At 71.6% G+C, this 25,317-nt stretch carries 7 protein-coding genes; 1 reads left to right on the plus strand and 6 read right to left on the minus strand.

All coding sequences use genetic code 11. The features are described from left to right. Positions 1-28: 28 nt before the first annotated feature. From ACWC5C_RS32410 to fabD, 6 genes are read right to left on the minus strand one after another with little or no spacing between them, the layout of a single operon-like run. A complete protein-coding gene (locus ACWC5C_RS32410; protein WP_450881289.1) occupies positions 29-1,510 on the minus strand; it encodes a UbiD family decarboxylase in 1,482 nt (493 codons plus the stop codon). Continuing rightward, the gene (locus ACWC5C_RS32415) at positions 1,507-2,151 is read right to left on the minus strand and encodes a non-oxidative hydroxyarylic acid decarboxylases subunit B (protein ID WP_450881291.1); all 645 of its coding nucleotides are present in this window, start codon (positions 2,149-2,151) and stop codon (positions 1,507-1,509) included. The genes ACWC5C_RS32410 and ACWC5C_RS32415 overlap by 4 nt, the downstream gene beginning before the upstream one ends. Next, on the minus strand, positions 2,151-20,960 hold the full coding sequence (locus ACWC5C_RS32420; RefSeq protein WP_450881293.1) for an SDR family NAD(P)-dependent oxidoreductase: 18,810 nt from the start codon (positions 20,958-20,960) through the stop codon (positions 2,151-2,153). Before ACWC5C_RS32420 ends, ACWC5C_RS32415 begins: the two co-directional genes overlap by 1 nt. A 53-nt stretch (positions 20,961-21,013) precedes the next feature. Continuing rightward, the gene (gene asnB / locus ACWC5C_RS32425) at positions 21,014-23,011 is read right to left on the minus strand and encodes an asparagine synthase (glutamine-hydrolyzing) (protein ID WP_450881295.1); all 1,998 of its coding nucleotides are present in this window, start codon (positions 23,009-23,011) and stop codon (positions 21,014-21,016) included. A 34-nt stretch (positions 23,012-23,045) separates the two neighbouring features. Then, complete coding sequence (locus ACWC5C_RS32430) at positions 23,046-23,303, minus strand: acyl carrier protein (protein ID WP_385440138.1); 258 nt, start codon at positions 23,301-23,303, stop codon at positions 23,046-23,048. A gap of 16 nt (positions 23,304-23,319) precedes the next feature. Further along, positions 23,320-24,195: an ACP S-malonyltransferase gene (gene fabD, locus ACWC5C_RS32435; RefSeq protein ID WP_450881297.1), complete on the minus strand. Its 876-nt coding sequence runs from the start codon at positions 24,193-24,195 to the stop codon at positions 23,320-23,322. Positions 24,196-24,472: 277 nt separating this feature from the next. Here fabD and ACWC5C_RS32440 point away from each other — a divergent pair, with 277 nt between their 5' ends. Then, positions 24,473-25,240: a thioesterase II family protein gene (locus tag ACWC5C_RS32440; protein ID WP_450881299.1), complete on the plus strand. Its 768-nt coding sequence runs from the start codon at positions 24,473-24,475 to the stop codon at positions 25,238-25,240. Positions 25,241-25,317 lie beyond the last annotated feature (77 nt).

Raw genomic sequence — 25,317 nt, forward strand, 5'->3', positions numbered from 1 at the left:
TACCATTCAGGGCCGCTCTTCGTCCGGGTTAGAGGGAACCGCCCAACGGCCTTGCGGAGGCGAGGAGTTGGTGGGTGCGCTGGCGCACCGTCTCGGGGTAGTTCTCGGCGAAGGAGGCGATGTTCAGGTTGTCGTCGCGGAGGCAGTCGAACAGGACGGTCGGGCCCCGGCCGGTCTCCCGTTCCTCGTCGGTGTAGCACACCATCAGGTGCATGATGGCGGTGTCCGGGAGGACATGGATGCCGGTGCTGGGGTGCGAGCGGGTGGCGAAGCCCCACAGCACATCGCGGAGGTCGGTCGGGTCGATGTCGTGGTCGAGGACCATGATCCGGGTGACCCACCACCCCCCGTGCGGAAACGTGTCGCACGCCTCGCCGATGGCCCGGCACAGCTGCTCGGAGGAGGTGAAGCCGGTGCGCTCGCGCCAGTCGGCGTCCACGGTGACGGCCAGCACGTGGACCGCCGTTTCCGGGATCATCCAGGCCGCGGCGACCGGCAGCCCCGCCTCGCGCAGATAGTGGGTCCAGCGGGCGGAGTGGGTCAGCCCGATGAGGGTGTGGTCCTCGTCGACCGGCTTGCCCGCGCACACCACCGGCATGATCGGGTCGTTACGGTGGGTGATGGCGGTGACGGTGTACGCGGGCAGCTCCACCGCCCAGTCGGGGATGTAGCCCGCGAACTCGCCCATCGGGCCTTCCGGTACGAGGTCGTCGTGGTTGATGTACCCCTCGATGACGATCTCGGCGGTGGCGGGCACCTCCAGGTCGACGGTCCGGCAGCGGACCAGCTCCACCGGGCGTCCGTAGTACGCGCCGAGGTAGGCGGCCTCGTCCACCTCCTCCGGCAGCGACATGGTGGACACGAACGGGATGGCGGGCTCGGCGCCGAGGACCAGCGCGAAGGGGGTCCGCTCGCCGCGCTCGCGCCACATGTCGTCGATGAGGCCGATGTGCTGCGGCGAACCGGTGAAGGTGGCCATGCGGTGCGCGTCGTGCAGCATGGCCCGCGCGATACCCCAGTTGGTCCAGCGGCGGTCCGGGCTGCGCAGCACGAAGGTGCCGATCGTGTTCACGTACCGTCCGCCGTCGCCGTCGTGCAGCAGCGGGAACGGGAACCGGGTCAGGTCGGCGTCCGCGCCGAGCAGGACGTTCTCCTGGCAGGGCCCCGACTCCACCGTGACCGGCGCGATGGGCGTGGCCGACTGGGCGGCCACCAGCCCGTCCAGCAGCTCCAGCGGCCGGGTGTCCGGGTCGAGCCCGAGGGAGAGCGCGACCCGGGCGTACGGGCTGTCGGGGACGCTGCTGTACGCGGCGGGCGCCGTGAGGACCCGGAAGCCGGGCGTGAAGCCCCGGATGCGGGACAGCAGATGCGCCGGGGCCCGGTGTTCGGTGGCGTAGCGGGCGATCGCACCGATCTCCAGCTCGGCGTCCACCTCGTCATCGATGACCCGCAGATCGTCGAGCTTGGCCAGGGCGTCCAGGTAGTCGCGCAGACTGGACAGGTGATTCATGCGGTTTCGTCCTCACCTCGGTGTCGGGGTCGGGCGTGTTGCCGGGCGTCGCGCATCCCGTTCCATCGGCAGGCCTTGGGCGTGTCGATGCCGAACTGGTCGAGCACGCGGGTGACGGTGTGGTCGACGATGTCGTCGGCCGTCTCCGGGTGCTGGTAGAAGGCGGGCATCGGCGGCAGGATCACCGAGCCCATGCGGGACAGCGCGAGCATGTTCTCCAAGTGGATGTCGCTCAGCGGGGTTTCCCTGGGCACCAGCACCAGCTTGCGGCGCTCCTTCAGGGTGACGTCGGCGGCGCGGGCCACCAGGCCGTCGGCGAAGCCCACGCGGATCGCCGCGAGGGTCTTCATGCTGCACGGGACGATCACCATGCCGTCCGTGCGGAAGGAGCCCGAGGAGATGGCCGCGCCCTGGTCCTCCGGGTTGTGGGTGACATCGGCGAGGGCCGCGACCTCGCGCACGCTCATCGACGTCTCGTACTCGATGGTGGAGCGCGCCCAGCGGCTGACCACCAGATGCGTTTCCACCCCGCCGTGCTCGCGCAGCCGCTCCAGCAGCCGCACCCCCAGCACGGCCCCGGTGGCGCCGGTGATGCCCACCACGATCCTGGCGGGTCCCGGGTTGTCCAGCGGCAGCGCCATCAGGCCTCCTGGCCGCGTCGGAGCACGAGGGCGTCCACGCGGTCGCGGTAGGTGTCGAGGAAGTGGGCGGACAGCTCGTCCACCGATTCGGCGTCGAAGAGGACGGTGGGCGAGACGTCCTCGAAGTCCTCGCGCAGCGCGTTGGCGAGTTGCAGGACGAGGATCGAGTCCATGCCGTACTGGATGAGCGACACCGACGGATCGATCTTCTCCGCCGGGATCTTCAGCGTGGCCGCGGCCTTCTCCCGGAGGTAGGCCACCACGGTCTCGGCGCGGGACTCGGCGGAGGGACGCTCATGGGGTGTGTTGTCGGGGGCGGCGGGCTGGTTGGGTACGGGGGCGGGACGGGCGTCGGCCACGGGCCCGGACACCGGCCTGCGGGCGATGCCGTCGCTCTCGGCCGCGATGATCTGCTGCCCGAGCGCCCGGGCCTGCGGCAGCACCAGGACGACGGACGGGAAGCCCTCGCCGTGGAGTACGTCGCGCCAGCTCTCGGGCGACAGCGCGGGTGAGCCGGGGATGCGCAGCGACGCGTCCTCGAACAGCCACCAGCCCTCCAGCAGCCCGAAGGTGAGGTGGCTGAACACATCGAACGAGCACAGCTCGTTGAGCAGCAGCCAACCCCCGTCGCGCAGCGCCGACTTGGCGTTGCGCAGGGTGGTGCGGGTGTCTCGCGTGGCGTGCAGGACGTTGGCGGCGACGACGAGGTCGTAGCCGCCGACCTCGATGCCCTGCGCGGCGAGCGGCTGTTCGGCGTCGAGGCGCGTGGTGTCCAGGTACGGGACGTCGGGCCCGTACTCGCTCTGCGCGTGGTTCAGGAACGCCTTCGAGAGGTCGGTGTACGTGTAGGTCTCGATGTGCTCCTGGTAGGGGCGCAGCGCCGCGAACAGGCCCACGCTGGTGCCGCCGGTACCGGCGCCGATCTCCAGGATGCGCAGCCGTGCGCCGGGGTCGCGGCGCAGCCGCTCGGACACGACACCGACGGCGGCGTCCGCCATGGCGCGGTTGAAGGTGTCCGCCACGCGGTTGTTCTTGTAGCAGCCCTCGACGAGTTCGAGGGAGCCGCGCGGGAACATGATGTCGGTCGGCCGGGTGCGGCCGGTCAGGATGTCGGGCAGGGCGGCGAGGGTGGCGTCGACAAGCCGCAGCTCGGCCCGCTTGTCGGGGTCGGCGGACCACTCGGCGCAGCGCTCCTTCCACTCCTGGTTCAACGTGTCGAGCGGCGGGGCGGTGGCGGGCATCGTCCGCAGCGCGTGCTCCAGCCAGGTGGTGTAGCGGTCGAGGATGCCGCCGCGTTCGCGCAGTTCCGTGAGGTCGGTGGTGTCGTCGTACGTCTCGCCGTTCCGTACGACGCCCATGGCCTCCAAGTGGCCACGGGTCATGCGGCCGAGGAGGGCGTCTCGCTCAGTGCGCCAGTCGGCCACCGTACGCAGGATCTCCTGGCTGTCGGCGAGGCCGGAGTGGGCCATCAGGGCGTCAGCGGGGATGCGGGTGGCCGCGTCGCGTTCGTAGACGGTGAGGCGGGTGGCCGGGTCGATGGGCTGGAGCGCGGCCGGTTCGGTGAGCTTGACGAAGCTGAGCTGCTGCTGCGGGCCGCCGAGCAGGGTGCCGAGCGCGGCCATCCCCTCCGGCGGTTCGATGGAGAGCAGCCCCCAGCGGGCCATGCGCTCGCGGTGGAAGTCGGAGGCGACGCTGCCGATGCTGCCCCACCAGCCCCAGTTCATCACCTTCACCGGACCCGGCCACTGCCCGGACAGGGCGTGGGCGTACGCGTCGGCGAAGGTGCAGCCGGAGGCGTAGTTGCTCTGCCCGGCCGCCGTGGTGAACGACTGGATCGAGGAGAAGAAGAGGGCGAAGTCGAGGTCGTCGTCGGCGAACACCGCCGCCATGGCCGCGCTCGCGTCGACCTTGGCCGCCAGGCTCGCGCGGAACGTGTCCTCGTCCATGTTGGCCAGGCTCTGGTCGCGGAGCACCAGGGCCGCCTGGATGACGCCGTTGACGTGCCCGTACCGGTCGATGATCTCGGCGTGGGCGCGGGCGAGGGCGGCGGGGTCCGTGGCGTCGGCGGCGAGGTAGGTCACCTCGCCCCGGCCGCCGATGGCGCGCAGCTTGGCGTCGATGTCCGCGTCGCGCTCACGGCGTCCGATCCATACGACGCGCGCGCCGTAGCGCTCGACCACGTGCTCGGTCCAGGCCGCGCCGAGGCCGCCCGCGCCGCCGATCACGACGTACACGCCGTCCTCGCGGTAGCGGTCGGTGGCGGTGGTTTCCGTGGCGCAGGGGGCGAGCCTGCGGCCGAGCCACTGGCCCGCGCGGCGCACCCAGGTGTCGCCGTGCGAATGCGCGGGCAGCGCCGCGAGGTCTGCGGGCCACTCGGTGTCGCCGTCCAGGTCGAGGCGGCGCACGGTCCAGTTCGGGTACTCCTGCCCGAGCGATCCGAAGAGGCCGTGCAGCCCGGCGTGGACGGGCCGGACCTCGTCGGTGGCGTGGGTGGGGACGGCGCGCCGGGTGACCAGGGTCAGGCCGAGCGGCCGGGCGTCGTGCCGCGTCCGCAGCAGCGCCTTGACCATACGGAACGCCGCGAGGACACCGTCCTGCTGGGCGGTGACGAGACCGGCCGCGTCGGTGAGCGCCACGTCGGTGTCGGGCGCGATCCACACGAGGTGGCCGAGCGGACCGGCGTCTCGCAGCGCGTCGGCGACCTCGTCGATGGACGCGTCCGGCGCGAGGCTCCACACGGCGGTCTGCGGGCACTGCGCGGTGAGCGCCGCCCGCTGTTCGGCGGTGCCACCGACGACCAGGACACGGTCCGCCGTGGACGGTACGGGCGCGCCGAACGCGGCGGGCGCGAGCGGTTCCCACACGGGTGCGTACAGCGACGGCACGGGCTCGGGCACCCGGCGCGAGGTGTAGCCGGTCATGGCCACGCACACCGCGCCGGTGTCGTCCACGAGATCGATGTCGAGCCTGCTGAGCGCGGTCACCGCCGCCGCGCTGTCCGCGACGCGGACGACGGCCCACATCGCCGGGGTGCAGGGGGCGAAGAGTTCGAGCCGGTCGAGCGCGAAGGGGATGGCGGTGTCCTGAGGCCCGTCGGCCCCGTCGGCCAGGTGCAGCGCCATCGAGGCCTGGATGGCCGAGTCCATGAGGGCGGGGTGCAGGACGTACGCCCCGTCGGCGTGCTCCGCCGCGTCGGGGAGGGCGAGCCGGGCGACGACGCGCCCGGGGCCGGTGTACGCCTCCTCGATGGCGCGCAGCGACGCGCCGTGCACGATGCCCATGGCCCGCAGCGCGCCCGCGACACGCGCCGGGGACACCTCGTTCGGGCAGTCCGCGCGCAGCGCCGCGAGGTCGAGGGGCGCCGGGCGCGGGGTGTCCGACCGCGCGATGCGGCCTTCGCTGTGGACGGCGGACTCGGCGGTCCCGGAGGAGGCGATGTCGAAGGCGACACCGCCACCGTCCCGGAGCGGCTTCACCCGCACCTCGACGTCCACGGGCGCGCCCTCGACGGCGAGCGCCTGCACCCAGGTGACGTTGCGCATCCGCAGTGGCGTGGTGGCGTCGGCGCCGAGCGCGTGGGCCGCGGCCGCCCGCGCCATCTCCAGGTGCGCCACCCCGGGCAGGATCCGGCGGCCGTGGACCGTGTGGTCGCGCAGATAGGACTCGTCACCGGTCAGCGTGGCGGTGGCGCGGTGGCCGCCGTCCGCGTGGGGCGCGGGTCGCGGGACCATCGGGTGGCGTACGGCGGGCACTTCGCGGGTGGCGGGTGTGGGGGCTTCGGGGGTGGCGGGGGCTTCGGGGGCGACCGGCGCGGGGGCCGGTGCCGCCGCCGTCGGCCAGTGGCGTTCGCGGGCGAACGGGTACGTCGGCAGCGGCACCCGGCGCCGCGCCGTCTCCGGGAACACCTCGGCGTAGTCGAGCGCCACGCCCCGGACGAACAGCTCGGCGAGCAGTTCGAGGTCGGTGCGGTAGGCGAGCGGCGCGTCGGTGTGCGCCGTACCGCCGGAGCAGCGGCGCAGGGCCTCCTCGCCGAGCCGTGTGCTGTCCCCCGTACCGCTCGCCGCCACCGCCTCTCCGGTGAACGCGCGCGGTCCGTCGAACCCTTCGTCCAGGATTCGGACCAGCTCCTCGCGGTCGCGGACGACGCAGGCGAAGCGGTGCGCGAAGTGTTCGCGTCCGGCGATGAGCGTGTGCGCCACGTCGCCGCAGTCGAGCCCGGGTTCGCCACGGAGGTGGGTGGCCAGGCGGGTCAGCTGCTGGGTGAGCTGGTCGCGCGAGTGTGCCGAGAGGGCGACGAGATACGCGGGGCGCGGCGCCGGGACGCGCACGGGGGCGGGCCCTTCGTCGATGACCAGATGCGCGTTGGTGCCGCTCGCGCCGAACGAGCTGACCACGGCGCGCCTCGGGACGCCCGGGGCCGTCTCCCAGCGGTGGGTACGGGTGCTCACGTAGAACGGACTGCCGTCCAGCGCGACCGCCTCGTTGGCGGTCTCGAAGTGCAGCGACGCGGGGATCTGCCGGTGCTTCAGCGCCAGCAGCACCTTGACGACACCCGCGACACCCGCCGCGTGCTGGGTGTGGCCGAGGTTCGTCTTCACCGAACCCAGGGCGCAGTACTCGGACTTGTCGGTGTGCTTGCGGAACGCCCGGGTGAGCGCCTGGAACTCGATCGGATCGCCCAGCTTGGTGCCCGTGCCGTGCGCCTCGACCAGCTGGATGTGCTCCACGTCGATGCCGTACGCGTCGTACACCTCGCGCAGCAGGCTCTCCTGGGACGCGGAGCTGGGCGCGGTGATGCCGTTGGTCGCGCCGTCGTGGTTGACCCCGGACGCGCGGATCACACCGTAGACGTGGTCCCCGTCGGCGAGGGCGTCGTCGAGCCGCTTGAGCACCAGCGCGCCGACCGCCTCGCCGGGGACGAAGCCGTTCGCGCGGTGGTCGAAGGTGTGGCAGCGGCCGGTGGGCGAGAGCATCCCGGCGCGCCCGGCCAGGTCGTACAGGCGCGGTGTCGACTGGACGTACACACCGCCCGCGAGCGCCATCGAGGTCTCGCCCGCCGCCAGGTCCTTGCAGGCCAGGTCGATGGCGACGAGGGAGCTGGAGCAGGAGGTGTCCACCGCGATGGCGGGGCCCTTGAGGTTGAGGAAGTACGAGATCCGGCTGGGGATGAACGACGCGGTGTTGCCCCAGAAGGCCTGGGCGGGCGCGTCCTCGCCCAGCAGCTCCTGGTAGTCGCCGTCCCAGCAGCCGACGTAGACGCCGCAGCGCACGTCGCTCATCCGGTGGCCCGCGTATCCGGCGTCCTCCAGGGCCTTCCAGGACTCTTCGAGCAGCAGCCGCTGCTGCGGGTCCATGATGGCGGCCTCGACGCCGGAGATGTTGAAGAACAGCGGGTCGAACTGGTCGATGTGGTCGAGGAATCCGCCACGTGTGCAGCGCTTCGCGGCGCCGTTGTCCGTGCTGCTGTCGGCCGCCTTGAGGTCCCAGCGGGTGGCCTCGCCGACCAGGTCATGGCCCGCCGCGAGGTGTTCCCACAGCTCGTCCGGCGAGTCGGATCCGGCGAACCGGCCGCTGATGCCGACGATGGCGATCGGCGGCCGTGGCGTCGCGGGCGGTGTGGTGGGCGGTGTCTGTGTCGTGGCCGGTGCCGGTCGGGGCTCGGTGCGGGCGACGACGGGACGGTGGGCGCCCAGGATGTGGGCGGTGAGGCGGTCGGCCGTGCTGTGGTCGTAGATGACGCTCGTCGGGAGGTCGAGCGCCAGGGTTTCGTTGAGTTCATGGACGAGCCGGACACCGAGGATGGAGTCGAGCCCGTAGTCGGCGAAGGCGTGGCCGCCCTCGACCTCGTTCTCCCGCATCGCGAGCGCCTTGGCGAGCTTGTCGCGCACCACGCGGGCCACCTGGGCGTCGAGCGGTTCCTCCTGCGGGGCAGGTGCGGCGGGTGGTGCGGCCATGGCGGCTGGCGTGGTCTGACGTACGGCCACCTGTGCCACGTGTGCCGTGTCCGCCACCGGATCGAGGTCGCCGATCCAGTACCGGTCCTTGGCGAACGGATACGTGGGCAGCGCGATCCGGCGGGGCGTCGCCGGGGCGTGCAGCGCGTGCCAGTCGGGCGCCACGCCCTCGACCCACAGGGCCGCGAGCTTGGCCGCCTTCCCGGCCCGGGCCCAGCGCTGGACCAGCAGATCCCGGAGGTCGTCGTCGGCGGCGATCTCGGCGAGGGCGCCCTGCGCGTGGCCCGCGGTGGCCCGGTACACGCCCGGTGTCCCATCTCCACCATCCACGAACTCCCGCAGAGCGCCGCGCAGTTCGGGCACCGACGACGCGACCACCGCGAGCCGTTCCTTCATCGCCTCGCGCCCGACCTGGAGGGTGAAGGCGAGGTCGGCGAGCCGGACGTCCTCGGTGTCGAGGAACGTGGCGAGGCGCGCGGCCGAGGTGTGCAGCTGCTCCGGCGTACGGGCCGAGAGGACAACGATGTGCTCGGCGCCCTCGGCCACCCCGCCCGTGGGAGGCGGCTGCTCGGTGGCGTACTCCTCCAGAATCACATGCGCGTTGGAGCCGCCCGCGCCGAACGACGAGACGGACGCGATGCGGGGACGGCCGTCCGACTCCCACGCGCTCAGCTCGCGCTGGACGAAGAACGGGGTCCGCTCGAAGGTGATGTTCGGGTTCGGATCCTCGGCGTGCAGGCTCGGTACGAGCTGTCGGTGGCGGAGCTGGAGGACGGCCTTCGTCAGCCCGGCGACGCCCGCCGCGGCCTCCAGGTGGCCGATCCCCGACTTCACCGAGCCGAGCGCGCAGTACTGCGTGTCCGGCGTGTCCTGCCTGTCCTGCCTGTCCTGCCTGTCCTGCCTGTCCTGCTCGAAGGCGAGCGACAGGCCCTTGACCTCGATGGGGTCGCCCAGCTCCGTCCCGGTGCCGTGCGCCTCGACGTAGCTCACGTCGCGGGCGGAGACCCCGGCGCGGCTCATCGCGTCCCGGATCAGCTCGGCCTGGGCGCCGGGGTTCGGCACCGTATAGCCGTTGGAGCGGCCACCGTGGTTGATGCTCGTCCCCCGGATCACCGCGAGCACGCGGTCGCCGTCGGCGAGGGCGCGCGACAGCGGCTTCAGCAGGACACAGCCGACGCCCTCACCGGGTACGAAGCCGTCGCCACCGCTGCCGAAGCTCCGGCACCGGGCGTCGGCCGACAGCATGGTGGAGCCGCACAGTTCGATGTAGTCCTGCGGGTGCAGATAGAGGTTGACGCCACCCGCGATGGCCAGCTCGCACGCGCCCTGGTGCAGATGTTCACACGCCTCGTGGATGGCGGTGAGCGACGCGGAGCACATCGTGTCGAGCGTCAGGCTCGGCCCGCGCAGATCGAGAACATACGAGGTACGGGCGCTGAGCGAGGCGAACGAGACCACCGGGGCCGCCGTCTCCCCCGACGGCAGCCGCCGCACACCGTGGCGGGCGTGGCCCGTCTTGGTGACGCCCGCGAACACCCCGACCCGGCGCTGATGGCGGCGCGCCAGCTCCTCGCGTGCGTATCCGGCGTCCTCCAGCACCTCCCACGACGCCTGCAGGAACAGCCGCTCCTGCGGGTCCATGGCGTACGCGTCGCGCGGCGCGATCTGGAAGTGGAGCGGGTCGAACGCCGCGAAGTCCTCCAGGAAGCCGCCCCACTTGCTGTAGCTGCGGCCGGTGGCGACCGCGGTCGCGCGGTCCGGCTCGTAGAAACCGTCCAGCGACCAGCGGTCGGCGGGAATCTCGCCGACGCAGTCGCGGCCCGCCTTGAGGTTCTCCCAGAAGGCGGTCAGGTTCTCGGCCTGCGGGTAGCGGCCGCTCATGCCGATGATGGCGATGGGCTCACGCGCCCCGGGCGAGGGGGCGGGAGAAGGTTGCTGAGTGGGGTCGGGTGTCACGGTGGTCTCCACGGGGGCTGTGTCCACGGGGGCGGTGTCCTCGGGGGCCGGTGACGCGTGCTCCGTCGCGAGGTGTGCGGCGACCGCGCGCAGCGTCGGGTGTTCGTAGAAGAGGGTCTTCGAGACATCGCCGTACCTGGCGGACAGCTCCTTGTTCAGCTGCACGACCATGATCGAGTCGAGTCCCATCGCGCCGATCGGCTCATCGGCGTCCACGGCCTGGCGCGCCACCTTGGTGACGCGTGCGAAGAGGTCGAGGAGGTGGTGCAGCGCCTCGCGCCCGGCCCGCTGCTCAGAGGCGGCGCGGCTGGGCTTGTGCCGCGCGGCGGGCGTGGTGCCCTGTGTGTCGCGTGTCCGGTCCGGGGTGCCGGTGGCGTGCTCCGGCGTGCCGAACTGCGCCGTTTCCAGCGCCTTGTCCGGGTCGCCGTGGTGCACCCACACCCGGTCCGCGCCGAGCCGCCAGGCGCGGAGGAGGGCGGCGAGCCCGTCGACCGAGTCCATGGGGACGAGGCCACGGCTGTGCCAGAGGTACGCGCGCGTCGCCTCGTCCACCGCCATCCCGCCGTCCTTCCACAGCGGCCACGCGATCGACAGAGTGCGCCCGGAGCGCTCCCCGGCGGCGACGCGGGCGGTGCGGAGCGTGGCGAAGGCGTCCAGGAAGGCGTTGGCGGTGGCGTAGTCCGCCTGGCCGGGGTTTCCGGTGAGGGCGGAGCCGGAGGAGAAGGTGAGGAGGAAGTCGAGCGGTGTACTCGCGGTGGCCCGGTCGAGATGGACGAGGCCGTCGACCTTGGGCGCGAGGACATCGTCCCACTCCTCCGCCATCTTCTTCGCGAGCGTGGCGTCGCGGAGGACTCCGGCGGAGTGCACGATGCCGTGCAACTCGCCAATCTCTTCGCGTACTTGGGAGACCAGGTGGCGGACCTCTTCCCACCGCGAGATGTCGGCGCGCTCGTAGCGGGCCACGGCACCGGCGGCGCGCAGCTCGTCGAGGAGCGCGTCGATGTGGCTGTCCTTGGTCCGCCTGCCGACCAGGACGAGGGTCGGGCGGTCCACACCGTGGGCGATGTGGCGGGCGACGACGGCACCGATGCCGCTCGCGCCACCCGTGATGAGGTACGTACCGCCCGCGCGCCACGGGATGCCCGCCGCCGCGTTCGGGGCCGGGACGTCCCAGGTCTGGACGGTGCGTACGCCGTCGTCGTAGCGGATGACATCGCCGTCCGTGGCGCGTGCGTTGTCGGCGACGGCGGTGGCCACCACGGTGTCCTGCGTGGCCGCGCCGTCCACGCCGATCATCTGGCCCGTGAACCGGGGGCTTTCGAGCGCCGCCGTACGCAGCAGGCCCGCGAGGGCCAGCAGGGTCGCGTCGTCGCCGTCCGTCGGGACCACCACCTGTACGAGGGTGGCGCCGCCGCCTGCGGCGGGCTCGGCGGTCAGCTCGCGGACGGTCTCGAAGACCTGCCGTGAGAGGTCCGCGAAGCGGCTGTCGAGGCGCTGTTTGGCCGTGGTGACGGTGTGGCAGCGGACGCCGGGGACACGTCGCTCGACCGTGTCCCGCGCGGTGGCCGTCGCCCCGCACAGGATCACCAGGCGGCGGGCGTAGGGGTACGCGGTGCTGCCGCCGCCCGGGGGCACGGGCTGCGGGGCCCACCGGGGGACGAACAGGGTGGTGCCGATGACGGGCAGGAGGCTCTGCGCCGATGTGTCGTCGGTGGTGTCGGTGGTCGGCTCCGGGGTTTCGGTGCCGGGGATCCAGTAGCGCTCGCGGGCGAAGGGGTAGGTGGGCAGGTGGGCGCGGAGCGGGGTGTCCGTCCCGTAGAGCGTGCGCCACTCGACGTCGCCGCCCTCGGTCCAGCGGGTGAGCAACGCCCCGAGGTCTCCGCCGGGCGCGCTGCCGTGTTCGCCACGTTCCACGAACGCCCGTAGCCTGTCGGTGAGTTCGGCCCGCGAGGCCACCACCCAACCGGTGCGCCGTTCCATCGCCTCGCGCCCGGTTTGCAGGGTCCAGGCGATCGAGGGCAGTGTGTCCGACCGGCCGGGGTCAGGGTCGCCGAGGTGCGCGAGGAGGCGGCGCGCGACGTGCTGGAGCTGTTCGTCCGTACGGGCCGAGATCGGGACGATGACGCTCGCGCCGTCCGACGGCCCGCCATCGCCGCGTTCGCTGGCCTTGGGCACGTACTCCTCGACCACCACATGGCAGTTGGAGCCGCCGAAGCCGAAGCTGCTGACGCCTGCCCGGCGACCGCTGCCGCGTGGGCGTGGCCACGGTTCGTTCTGGCGCACGATGTGGAAGGGGCCCTCGTCCAGCTGGATGAACGGGTTGATCTCCGCGCAGTGTTGGGTCGCCGGGAGCACCCCGTGGCGCATCGCGAGGATCACCTTCAGCAGCCCGGCGATGCCCGCGGCGGCCTCCAGGTGGCCGATGTTGGACTTCACCGATCCGAGGCCGCAGGTGGCCGTGGAGCCGCCGCCCAGCCGCCGGAACGCCGACTGCAGCGCCCGTACCTCGACGGGGTCGCCGAGCGCGGTCCCGGTGCCGTGCGTCTCGATGTATCCGATGGTGTCCGGGTCGAGGCCGCCCAGCGCGGCCGTCACCAGCTCGGTCTGGGCGTCGGCGTTGGGCGCGGTCAGCGAGTTGGCCCGGCCGCCGTGGTTCTCGGCGCTGCCGCGCAGCACCGCGAGGATGGCGTCACCGTCCCGTTCGGCGGCCGCCAGGGGCTTGAGGACGACGGCGCCGACGCCCTCTCCGCGTACGTAGCCGTCCGCGTCCCGGGCGAACGTCTTGCACCGGCCGTCCGGGCTGAGCATGCCCGCGCGCTGCGCGCTCACGAACGTGTCGACGCTGAGCAGCAGATTCACCCCGCCCGCGACCGCCACCTCACACGCGCCGGAGCGCACGGCGTCGAGGGCGCGGTGGACGGCGATGAGCGAACTGGAGCAGGCGGTGTCGACCGGCTGGCTGGGACCACGGATGTCGAGCACGTACGACACGCGGTTGACGAGCATCGAGTGCGCGTTGCCGGTCGAGGTGAACGCGTCCGGCTCCACGCCGTACGTGGTGAGCAGCGTGGCGTAGTCCGTGCCCGACACGCCCAGGAAGAGCCCGGTGTTCCGGGGCAGGGCGGCGCGGGTGTACGCGCTGTCCTCCAGCGCGCCCCACACGGTTTCGAGGGCCAGCCGGTGCTGCGGGTCCATCAGCTCGGCCTCGCGCGGATAGATCCGGAAGAAGCCCGCGTCGAACGCGTCGATGTCGTCGAGGACACCCGCGTGGCGCGGGAAGTCGGCCTCGTCCACGACGCGTTGGTAGGCGGCGTCGTAGCGGTGGCGCGGGAACTCCGTGACCGAGTCCTTGCCCTCGACGAGATTCGCCCAGTACGTGTCGAGGTCGGGCGCGCCGGGGAAGCGTCCCGCCGCGCCGATGACGGCGATGGGCATGGGCGCGTCGCCTTCGCTGCTTTCGTGGTCCGGGGCGGTACGCGCCTCGGGCGCGGCGGCGGGCCGTTCCACCTCGCGGCGCGGCGGCTCTGGTACGACACGCGGTGTACCTGCCTCGTGCGCCGCGCGGACCGGCTCCTCGTACTCCGTGGCGAGGTGGCGGCCCAGCGCGTCGAAGGTACGGACGTCGAAGAAGACCGCCGGGGACACGTCGATGCCGAACCGCTCGTGGATGCGCTTCGAGAAGGTGACCAGCGAGATCGAGTCGAAGCCGAAGGAGTCGAAGCCCGTGTGGACGTCCAGCTCGTCCGCGTCGAACTTGAGGATGTCGGAGGCCATGCCGCGCAGTTCGTCCACGACGAAGGAGACGATGCCGCCGCCGCGCGGTACGTCACGCGGTGTGTCGTGCCGGGGTGCCTCGCTCCGGGGCACGTCATGCCCGGGCGTGTCGTGGTCCCCGTAGCGCACGCCCGTCAGCTCCACCGCGACCTCGCCGCCGGGCCCCAGCAGTGTGACGCTCCCGGCCAGGGCTCCGGATTCGGCTTGGGCGGCCAGGTCGAGCACGGCGTACGCCACGTCCGGGGCGCCGGTGTGGAGGCGGACGTCGGCGGTGTGCCGCCAGGTCTGCCGCTCCCAGTGCGGCAGGCCCGCGCTCTTCGCCGCGAGGTACGCGCCCTGGTCGAGGGCCGCGAGGACATGCGGGGCCAGGATGACGCCCGGCTTGGTGTGATCCCGCTGGAGTTCGGGGGCGCCGACCGTGAGCACCAGCCGTCCGTCCCGCAGCCAGGACGCCCTGTCGATCCCGCACAGCATGGGCTCGTAGTCGAGCCCGCCCTCGGCGAGTTCGGCCAGGAGCTGCGGCTGGTCGAGGGTGCGTACGGCGTCGAAGCGGACGGATTCCCGGGGTCGCGCCGGGCCGGGCGTACCGGGCGGGCCGTCCGGTACGAGGTCGAACTCCACGACACGCGCACCCGCACCCGACGCGTCCTCGGCGAACACCACACCTTGGGCCGCCTCGGGGCGCGCCGTGTCCAGGGTGATGGTCAGACGCTCGGTGGCGGTCCACTCGATGGGGCCGAGGACACGGAGGTCACGTACCCGCACGGTGGCCGGATCGGCGGCGAGGCCGGAGATCCGGGCGACTGCGAGCGCCACGTCCAGGGCGAACGCCGGGACGATGTCCCGTTCCCGGCCCCGCTGGTATCCGTAGTCGAGCAGGTCGTCGAGACGGACGTCGAGGGTGTAGCGCAGCCCGTCGACATCGGATTCGTTGCGGCCCAGGAACGGGTGGAGCTTGTCGCGGAGGGCGAGCGGCGCGAGCACGCTCGGCGCGCCGGGCTCCGGCGTCACCCAGCACGACACGCGGTCGAAGGGGTAGGCGGGGAGCGGGACACGCCGCAGTCGGCGCGGGTCGCCGAGCCGCGCCGCCCAGTCGACGCTCTTGCCGCCCGCCCAGGTCGTACCGAGGTCGCGCGCGGCCGCCGCGCGCGGGTCGGCGCTGTGCAGCGCGGTGGTGAGGTCGCGGTCGCCCGCCAGATAGCGGTCGATCGCCGCGATGGCGCCGCGCGTGTCGGACGCGAAGAAGGCCCACCGCCTCGGGAGTTCGTTCTTGCCCACGCGCAGCGTGAACGCGATCGACGGCAGATCGGACTCGTCCGCCCCGGTCAGATACGCGCGGAAACGGGCGAGGGAGGTGTCCAGCGCGGCATCGGTCATCGCCGAGAAGACGAACAACTCGTCGCGGCCGTCGCGGACATCGTGGCGGCCGGGCGCGCCCGGGTATTGCTCCAGGATGATGTGCGAGTTCATCCCGCCCGCGCCGATCGAGGTGATACCGGCGCGCCGGGGATGGGTGACGACACGCCCGTCGGCCCCCTTGACCGTCACCGGCTCCCAGGGGGCGAGGGCGCGCTGCACGCGGAAGGGCGTCCCGCTGAAGTCGATGTCCGGGTTGAGTTCGTCGCTGTGGAGCGAGGGCGCCAGCGTGCCCTTTTCCATCTGCAGGATCACCTTCGCGAAGCCGATCATTCCGGCCGCGTGCAGCAGGTGTCCCAGGTTCGACTTGACCGAGCCGAGGGCGCAGAACTGGGTGTCCCCGGTGTGTTTGCGGAACGCGTCGGTGAGCGCCTTGACCTCGATCGGGTCGCCGAGCGACGTACCCGAGCCGTGCCCCTCGACGTAGCTGATGGTGCGTGGGTCCACGCCCGCGTCGTCGATCGCCTTCTCGACCGCCCGCGCCTGCGCGCGGGGGCTGGGCACGGTGAAGCCGTTGCGTACGCCCGCGTTCGTGAGCGCGGTGCCCTTGATGACCGCGTACACATGGTCGCCGTCGCGCTCGGCCTCGACGAGCGGTTTGAGGACGACGGCGCCTACGCCCTCGCCCAGGATCGTCCCGTCCGCGCCGAGCCCGAAGCTGCGGATCACATCGGAGGTGGCGGTGGTGAAGTGCTCCTGCGAGGAGGAGATGAGGTTGTAGGGGTGGAGGAGGAGGTTCACTCCCCCGGCCACGACCATCTTGCACTCGCGGGCGCGCAGCATCTGCACGGCCTGGTGGACGCAGGCCGAGGAGCCCGAGCACATGGTGTCCAGGAAGATCGACGGCCCGGTGAGCCCGTAGAAGTACGAGAGCATGTTGGGCAGCGTGCCGGTGTAGCTGCCGCTCGCCGCCGAGCCCCGGGTCAGGCTGTTCTGGAAGCCGTAGAGGCCGTAGTGGTTGCTCATCGCCCCGACGAGCACGCCGACGTCGCCGCCGTACTGCCGCTGGATGGTCTCGCGTGAGTACCCCGCGTCCTCCAGCGCCTCGACGCCGGTCTGCAGGAACAGCCGGACCTCCGGCGACATCTGCTCGGCGTCGCGCTTGGAGACGCGGAAGTAGCGGGGGTCGAAGGCGTCGATGCCGCGCAGGAAGGTGCCCGTGCGGATGGAACTCTTGCCGAGGACGGCGCGGTCGCGGCTGTAGATCGCGTCGTGGTCCCAGCGGTCGCGCGGGACCTCTTCGAAGGTGTGGCGGCCCTCTTCGAGCAGGGACCACAGCTCGTCCATCGTGTCGGCGCCGGGGTAGGTGCCGGAGATGCCGATGACGGCGATGTCGTGGTAGTCGTCGCGCGAGGGCGCGGTGGGGCGATCGGTGACGGTGAGGGGCGCGGCTGCCACGATTTCGCCCTCCGGCGCGGCTGCTGTTTCTGCTTCTGCTTCTGCTTCTGTTTCTGCCGGGGCCTCACCACCGAGGATCGTCTCCAGCGTCGCGCGGTGCGAGGCGAGGAAGTAGCCCGCGACGTCCTCGATGGTGACGTACTCGAAGAACACCGTCTTCGGCAGCGGGCCGAAGTGTTCTTCGAGGCGCGCGGTGGTCTCCAGGATGGCGAGCGAGTCGATGCCGTACTCGACCAGGTTGACCGTGGTGTCGATCGCGTCGGGCTCGTGGTGCAGCACCTCGCCGAGGATCCGCTTCAGCAACTCCTCGGTCGGCTCCGTCAGATCACCGCCGCCTGCGGCGGGTGCGATGGCCGTGGTGGGCGTGGCGGGCCGCTGTTCATCGCGGCGCGCCAGCGCCAGCGTGGGGTCCGCGCCGTACGCCACGACGACATGCCCGGGCGCGTCGCCCAGCGCGCGGCCGAACACGCGCAGTCCGTCCTCGGTCGGCAGGGGTTCCCAGCCGCGCTGTTTGCGCATCGAGTCGCGGGTGACGGCGTCGACCGTCATCCCTCCGTCCGCCCACAGCGGCCAGCTGACGGCGACGGTCCGCCCGGTGCGCTCCCCGATGTCCACCAGCGCCTGCCGGTGGTGGGCGAAGGCGTCCAGGAAGGCGTTCGCCGCCGCGTAGTCGGCCTGTCCTGAGTTGCCGTACACCCCGGCGACGGACGAGAAGACGGCGAAGAAGTCGAGCCCGAGGTCGCGCGTGGCGGCGTCGAGGTGCAGCGTGCCGCGCACCTTCGGCTCCAGCACGGCGGGCAGTTCGGCCGCGTCCTTGGTGAGGAGATAGCCGTCGCGCAACACGCCCGCCGCGTGCACGATCCCGTCGAGCGAGCCGTGTTCGCGGGTGATGGCGCGGACGGCCTGCTCCACGTCCTCCCTGCGGCCGACGTCGACGGCCCGGTAGTGCGCGTCCACGCCCGCTGCCCGCAGCTCGCGCAGGGCCGCGTCGCTCGCGGCCCCGGGCTCTGAGCGGCCGCTCAGGACGACGGTGACCCGGCCGGAGCGCGCGAAGTACCGCGCGAAGTGCCGCCCGAGGCCGCCGAGTCCGCCCGTCAGCCAGTAGACCCCGCCGTCCTTCAGCGGCGGGACCTGCGGCCCCGCGCCCAGGCCGACGTCCACGGGCCGCCACTCCTGGCGGGTGCCGTCGTGGCCGTACCGGACCTCGCCGGGCCCTGCGGGGGCGGCCGCCTCGGCGGCCAGGACGGCGGCTACACGCTCGGGTGCGGCGGTGTCGAGCCCGGCGATACGGACGACACGCCCGGAGACGAGGGGGTTCTCGGTGGCGGCGGTCTGGAGGAGAGCGGCGAGCGGGGCGTGGAAGTGGCGCGGCACGCGGTCGTCGACGAGGACGAGGACACGCTGCGCGTCCTGCGGCCGCGACCGCATCAGCTCCTGAACGCGCGCGAAGACGACACCGAGCGCGGCGTCGACGCCGTCGGCGAGGCGGTCGCGGGTGATGTCGGGCAGCCGCGTGAACGAGCCGCCCGCCAAGCCGTCCCCGGCAATGAAACCGTGCACGGTCGGGGCATGCGCGCTCGGGGCATGCGCGGCGGGGGCGCCTTCACTCGGCCCCGACGCCGACCCGAGCGGTGCGTCCACCCACTGGCAGGTGGCGGTGACGACACGGCCCACACCACCGCCGGACGTATCGGCGCGCTGCGCCGCGTCTGCCGGTGCGCGGCGCTGGACCAGGCCGCGCAGGCGTACCGCCACGGCGCCTTGCGCGTCGCACAGGTCGATGTCGAACGTGTCCAGCGAGCCGCCACCGGCGCGGCGGCGGACCCAGGCCCAGGTGTCGTCCGGGCAGGGGCCGTGGACCTCCAAGGCGTCCAGGGCGAACGGCAGCGCCGGGCCCTGGGGCGGCGCGCCGCCGCCCGCCTCGTTCAGCAGCAGCACCGAGCCCTGCAGCGCCGCGTCCAGGACGCTCGGCGGCAGGACAGGGCTCATACCCGGGCCGGGGCGGGCGATCCGGGCGACGAGTTCGTCCGTGCCGACGTAGATCTCGGCCAGGCCGCGCATCGCGGCGCCGTACTCCAGACCCTGGTCATGGAACGCGGCGTAGGCGTCCGCGGGGGCGCGCCGCGTGGGGCACGCGGCGCGCCGCGCCGTCAGGTCGACCCGCTCCGGCGTGTCGAGCCCGCCGATCTCGGCGGTGCCACGGCTGTGGATCACCGACGCGCCGCCCGTGGAGAGCTGGTACGCGAAAGCAGGCCCCTCCCCAGGGGCAAGGCCCACCTGCACGTCGAGCGGCGAGGCGTCGGCCACCACGGGGCGCAGGAACGTGACATCGCGCAGCCGCAGGCCGGTCGACGCCCCGGAGCCCGCCGCGTCGTGCACCGCCGCTCGGGCCATCTCCAGGTGGGCGGCGGCGGGCAGCACCCGGGCGCCCCGCACCTGGTGGGCGGCGAGGAAGGGCTCGTCCCCGGTGAGCGTCGTGCTGTAGGGCTGCTCGCCCGCGTCGGAGGTGTTGCGCTGGACGAGCGAAGTGGCACCGCCCTCCACCGGCGCGTCGGGAATCCGGAACCAGTGGCGCTCCCGCGCGAACGGGTACGTGGGAAGCCGTACCCGCCGCCGTTCCCCGTAGCCGCCCCCGTGGAGCGCGGCCACGTCGACCGTGTCGGTCTCGCCCTCGGCCCAGCGGGTCGCCTCGCGCAGCAGCCCGGGCGTGTCGTACGCGTCCCCGTGCACCGCCGCCTCGCCGAGCGCGCCGTCCACGAACGAGGCGAGCGACGCGCCGAGTTCGGACAGGCTCGCGGCGACGAACGCGACACGCGCGGCCATCGGCTCGCGGCCGATCTGGAGCGTGTACGCGATGTCGGCGAGCCGCCGCGCCGCGCCGTCACCGGAGTGCGGGGTACGCAGATGGTCCAGCAGCTCCCGGGCGACCTCGCGCAGCTGCTCGGACGTCCGGGCGGACAGGGGCACGAGTTCCGGGCCCGCCGCCTCCTCCGCGCCCTCGTCGTCGTCCCGTACGCGTACGTACTCCTCCAGGACCACATGGGCGTTCGTACCGCCGAAGCCGAACGAGCTGACGCCCGCCCGAAGCGGCCCGTCCTGCCCGTCCGGAGCGCCCCACGGCTGGGTGTCGCGCACGATGAAGAAGGGGCTGCCGTCCAGCTTGATGAGCTTGTTCTGGGCCTCGAAACCGACGGTCGCGGGCAGGGTCCGGCCCGCGAGGGAGGCGATCACCTTGGCCATTCCGGCCACACCCGCCGCGCCTTCCAGGTGGCCGATGTTGGTCTTGACCGAGCCGACCCCGCAGGTCGCCGGGCGCGCCTCGGTACCCTGCGCCGCGTGCAGGTTCTGGAACGCCCGCTTGAGGGCGATGATCTCGATCGGGTCGCCGACCGGGGTGCCCGGCCCGTGCGCCTCGATGTAGCTGACGGTCTCCGGGCGGATTCCGGCGCGGGTGTACAGCCCCTCGATGAGCTGCGACTGGGCGGCCGGGTTGGTGACCGTCAGGGAGTTGGTCCGGCCGCCGTGGTTGGTGCCGATGCCCTTGATGACGGCGTGCACGGGGTCGCCGTCCTCGACGGCCTGGGCGAGCGGCTTCAGCAGCAGGACGGCGCCGCCCTCGCCGCGCACATAGCCGTCGGCGTTCTGGTCGAAGGCGCGGCTGCGGCCGGTGCGCGAGAGCATCCCGGCCTGGCTGAAGGCGATGAAGTGCTTGGGCGACCAGCACAGGTTGACGCCCCCGGCGAGCGCGAGCCCGCATTCGCCGCGCTGGAGGGCGGACACGGCCTCGTACACCGACACCAGCGAGCTGGAGCAGGCGGTGTCGTTGGTGATGCTCGGGCCCTGGAAGTCGAAGTGGTAGGAGACCCGGTTGGCGATGATGGAATAGGCGGTGCCGGTGGGGAAATAGGCGTCGGTTTTCGCGCGGTCGCGTTCCATCAGCTCCGCGTAGTCCGCGTGGCACACGCCCATGAACACACCGGTCGGGGTCCCGGCGATTTCACTCGCCCGGTATCCGGCGTCCTCGATGGCCTTCCAGGCGAGTTCGAGCGCGAATCGCTGCTGCGGGTCCATGCTCTCCGCCTCGCGCGGGGAGATGCGGAAGAACGCGGCGTCGAAGCAGTCGGCGTGGTCGATGAAGCCGCCCCAGACGCTGCTGGTTTTTTCGGCGCCGCGCCTCGGGTCGCCGAAGTAGCGCTCCTTCGACCACCGTTCCGACGGCACCTCGGAGATGAGCGAGCGGCCCGCGCTCAGATGCCCGGACAGTTCGTCGAGAGTGTCGGCACCGGGCAGCCGCAACGCGAGGCCGATCACGGCGATATCTTCAGCGGACGCAGACGCAGACGCAGACGGCATGGCGGCGGGATTCATCGCGTTCCTCCGACGGACAGCCGGGACAGACGGTGGTCGACAGCGGTCCGTATCTCCATGCGCGCCCCGGGCTCCGGCTCCCCGCCCACGCGATCCTCCCGGTTCGTCACATACTGGTGATTGAGGACGGCGGTGGAGAGCAGATAGACGAACGCCTGATCCTCTTTGGTGCTGATCTCGGGATCGGGCGTCGACATGATCTTGTTGACGAGCTTGCGCGCGAAGACCGGGTCGACGCAGTCGAGACGCCCGAGTTCGGCGTCGGAGAGCAGCAGTTCCATGTAGTCGGGGCGCTGCTCCTTGAACGCGGCGGCGCCCGGTGCGCGATACGGCTGCTTGGGCCGGGTAAGGCTGGATTGGGGCAGTTCGCCGTGGAACGCCTTCTTGAGGATGGCCTTCTCCTGGAATCCATCGTCGTACTTGAGGTTCACCGACGCGGCCGCCCGCACCACGGCCGGGTCGAGGAACGGGCAGCGGTTCTCGACGCTGTGCGCGAGGCTCATCCGCTCGCCCTGGGTGGACAGCAGATAGCCCGCGAGGAGCGTTTTGTATTCGAGCCACTGCGCCTTCTGGGTCGGCGACAGCGCGGCGTAATCGGGCGCGGACCCGACGAGGTCGAGGAGATCTCCGAACGGCTCGTCGCGCTCCTTGAGCAGCCGCGCCGCGAACCGGCCGTTCTGGTAGCGGAGTTCATGCGAGAAGAGCCCCGGCAGCCGCTCGGTGGAGAACTGACTGAAGAGCCCGGTGAGATGCTTCCGGTGGCCGGGCCCGAAATGGCCGAGTTCGGGGTAGAGGCTGCCGAGTTTGGCGACCTTCTCCTCGTCCGTCAGATCGTTCCACGCCGTACGCAGCAGGGTCTCGCGGAACAGCGAATAGCCGAGGAACGCCTCGTCGGCCCCCTCACCGCTCAGGATCACCTTGATTCCGGCATCCCGGACATGGCGCGACAGCAGATACATCGGAACGAACGCCGTACGGAACGCCGGGACTTCGGCGTGGTAGACCGCCGAGGGGAAGTTCTCCGCGATATCGGCGCTCGAAATGGCGAGCGACGAGTGGACCGTGCCGAGGTGTTCGGCGACGGCGCGCTGGCTGCTCGACTCGTCGAAGGTCTTGTCCTCGAACTCCACCGAGAACGTGCGCACCTGGTTCCGGGAGAGGTCGGTGGCCAGCTTGGTGACGATGGACGAGTCGAGCCCGCCGCTCAGGTAGACGCCGACCTCGACATCGCTGCGCAGCCGCACCTCGACGCTCTTGCGCAGCTCCTCGCGGACGAACGCCGCCGCGTCCTCCTCGCTCCCGCTGAACGGCGGCGCGTCGACGCGAAGCTCTTCGTACGTGCGCAGCGTGCGCCGCTCCCCGCGAATGGCGAGGAGGCCGCCCACCGGGATCTGGCGGATGCCCTGGAACGGGGTGCGGTCAGGCAGCGGCGTCCAGACAGCGAAGATCGACGCCAGCTCCCGGGGGTCCAGCTCGAAGCGGAATCCGGGAAACGCGCGGAAGGCCTTCATCTCGGAGGCGAAGAGGAACGCGCCGGGGCGGTCGGAGTAGAAGAGCGGGCGCTTGCCGTAACGGTCGCGGGCGAGGAAGAGTTCGCCCGTCGCCGCGTCCCGGATCGCCAGGCCGAAGGCGCCGTTGAAGCGGGTGAGGCAGGCCGGTCCCCACTGGATCCACGCCTGCAGCACGACCTCGGTGTCCGAGTGGGTGCGGAACGTCCGGCCGAGCCCGCGTAATTCGTCGCGCAGCTCGATGTGGTTGTACAGCTCGCCGTTGAAGCAGATCCAGTAGCGCCCCGAGGGGTCCGACATGGGCTGTGAGCCCGCCTCGATGTCGATGATCGACAGGCGGACGGCCCCCATCGCGATGCCGTCGTCGAGGTAGTACCCCGCCTCGTCCGGACCGCGGTGGTGAATCAGTGACAGCATCGAGGTGATGACCTGGGGGGCGGCATCACCCTGGAGATCAGGGGAAAGAAAACCGGCAAGTCCGCACATGAAAGTCCTCTTACTGGGTGTCGGGCCCGGCCTGTTACCGGCGGTTGGGCTCGGCGAGCTTGCGGGACACGAAGTCATCGATGGAGGAGAGGGAGACGAAGACATCGGTGAGAATGTCGGCCTCGTCCATGTGGAACGCGAACTCGTCCTCGAGGAAGTTCATCATCTGGATATAGCCGAAGGAGTCGATGACCCCTTCCTTGAAGAGGTCGGTGTCGGCGGTGATGTCGCCGCCGAACTCGACAAGAAAGCGCTCCTCTATGAACTGCTGGATCTTCTCTGTCCTGCTCATTTCAGACCCTAACTTCTCAGCTGGAGACGGGAACGGGCACGGGGACTTCTGACGTGCGGATCTTTTCGACCATGCGCAGGAGTGACTTTCCGCCCACCTCTTCGCAGGCGAACTGGGGGTCGCGGGCCAGCAGATGACGGACGCTGTCCGTCCAGCGCACCGGTTCCACGAGCTGCTGGCTCAGCGTCGATACGATCGCGCCCGTTTCGTAGGGGCGTCCGGTGACGTTGGCGACCACGTCGGCGGCGGGCTCGGCGAAGGTGAATTCCTTCAGGTACCGCTCGAACTCCGCGCGGGCCGGTTCCATGTACCGGGAGTGGAACGGTGCGCTGACGCGCAGCGGCGCGAACCGGATGCCGCGCTCCTTCAGCGCGGCGTGGGCGGCGCGCAGCGCACTGGCAGGTCCGGCGATGACGAGCTGGGTGTCGGTGTTGAAGCCCGCGACGTCCAGGCCTTCGATGCCGTCCTGCCCGAGGATGTCGAAGAGTCGCGACGCCGGGGTGTTCATCACGGCGGTCATTCCGCCGCCGGATGCCGCCGCCATCAGTTCGCCGCGCTTCTTGACGAGCCGGAGGCCGGTCTCGAAGTCGAACACCCCGGCGGCCAGCAGGGCGTTGTATTCGCCGAGACTGTGCCCGAGATAGCAGTCGGCGGGCCGGTCCTCGCGCCGTACGCGCTCGAACATCTGCAACGCGTTGACGGTGTAGAGGGCGGGCTGGGTGTATTCCGTACGGGCCAGCATGTCGTCGGGGTTGTCACGGCACAGGGCGACGAGATCGTAACCCAGCAGGTCACAGGCGAACTGGGTGAGCCCCGGGTAGCCCTGGAAGGCATCCTTGCCCATTCCCCGGAATTGGGAACCTTGCCCGGGAAAAAGAATTGCGAAAACCATGGCGCCTTTCAGGTGGACACCAGAAGAAGAGCCGAAGAAGAGCCGGTTAACGTGCTCGGCCCTAATTCAGCATCACGGAAGTGCGCCGACACGTGCAAGGGGCACTCATGTGGCGAAGGTTACATTGTCGCAATCTGCCAAACTAGTGATGTCCCTAGTACTTCCTGGAGAGGTCAGAAATCAGACTGCCCTGACTTATTCGCGTGCTTGACAGCATCAACAAACCCCGGGATTACTGAATTTCCCGCCCCGAGACACCGTTCCCGGAAGGTCACTCATGAGCGCCCCGATCACCGCCCCCTGGCTGCAGCCGCTGCGGCCCGCCGACCAGCCCGCCGCGGCGGCGGCTCCGGAGCACCGGGACCGGGTGGTGTGCTGGCCGCCCGCGGGCGGCTCCGCCACCTTCTTCCACCCGTTCGCCGCCGCACTCCCGGAGGCCGATGTCTGGGCGGTCCAGCCGCCGGGCCGGGCCAACCGCCGCCGCACCCCGGCCGTCACCGACCCGGCAGAGGCCGTGGACAGCGTCCTCGCCGCGCTCGGCACGCTCCCGCCCACCGACGGCCGCCTCATCGTCATGGGCCACAGCATGGGCGCGGCCATGGCCCACCTCCTGGCCACCCGCGCCCCCACCACCCCGGATCTCGTCGCCCTCTCCGCGTGGCCGGTTCCCGGCCCGTTCGTGCGGCACCCCCTCGGCAAGCCGACCGCCGAACTCGACACCGACGATCTCTTCGCCTTCCTGCGCTCCCTGGACACCCCGGGGATGGCCAATCTGGACGACGCCCTCGTGGCCGAATATCTCCTCCCGCCCCTGCGGGCCGACCTCCTCCTCGGTGACGGCCTCGCCGCCCTGACCGACCGCGCCTGGACCAAGTCCCCGGTCCTTCTCATCTCCGCCGACGACGACCAGGTCTTCTCCCCCGCCGAGGTCGCGGCCTGGCGCGATGTCGTGGACGTCCGCGACCATGTCCGTCTCACCGGCGGCCACTTCGCGCTCTCCGCCCACGTCGAAACGGTGGCCGAGGCCATCCGCCGCGCGCTCTAGCCCAGGGCCTGCCGACGGCCGAGATAGTACGCACCGCCCCCGGAGCCGGGCTGCCAAGATGAGCGAATGATCTACCC

The organism is Streptomyces sp. NPDC001700 (assembly GCF_053596435.1).

Bases quoted from the DNA above. Each gene is read 5' to 3' on its own strand.
- ACWC5C_RS32430 (WP_385440138.1), bottom strand. From the start codon at position 23,303: ATGAGCAGGACAGAGAAGATCCAGCAGTTCATAGAGGAGCGCTTTCTT.
- ACWC5C_RS32415 (WP_450881291.1), bottom strand. From the start codon at position 2,151: ATGGCGCTGCCGCTGGACAACCCGGGACCCGCCAGGATCGTGGTGGGC.
- ACWC5C_RS32410 (WP_450881289.1), bottom strand. From the start codon at position 1,510: ATGAATCACCTGTCCAGTCTGCGCGACTACCTGGACGCCCTGGCCAAG.
- ACWC5C_RS32440 (WP_450881299.1), top strand. From the start codon at position 24,473: ATGAGCGCCCCGATCACCGCCCCCTGGCTGCAGCCGCTGCGGCCCGCC.
- asnB (WP_450881295.1), bottom strand. From the start codon at position 23,011: ATGTGCGGACTTGCCGGTTTTCTTTCCCCTGATCTCCAGGGTGATGCC.
- fabD (WP_450881297.1), bottom strand. From the start codon at position 24,195: ATGGTTTTCGCAATTCTTTTTCCCGGGCAAGGTTCCCAATTCCGGGGA.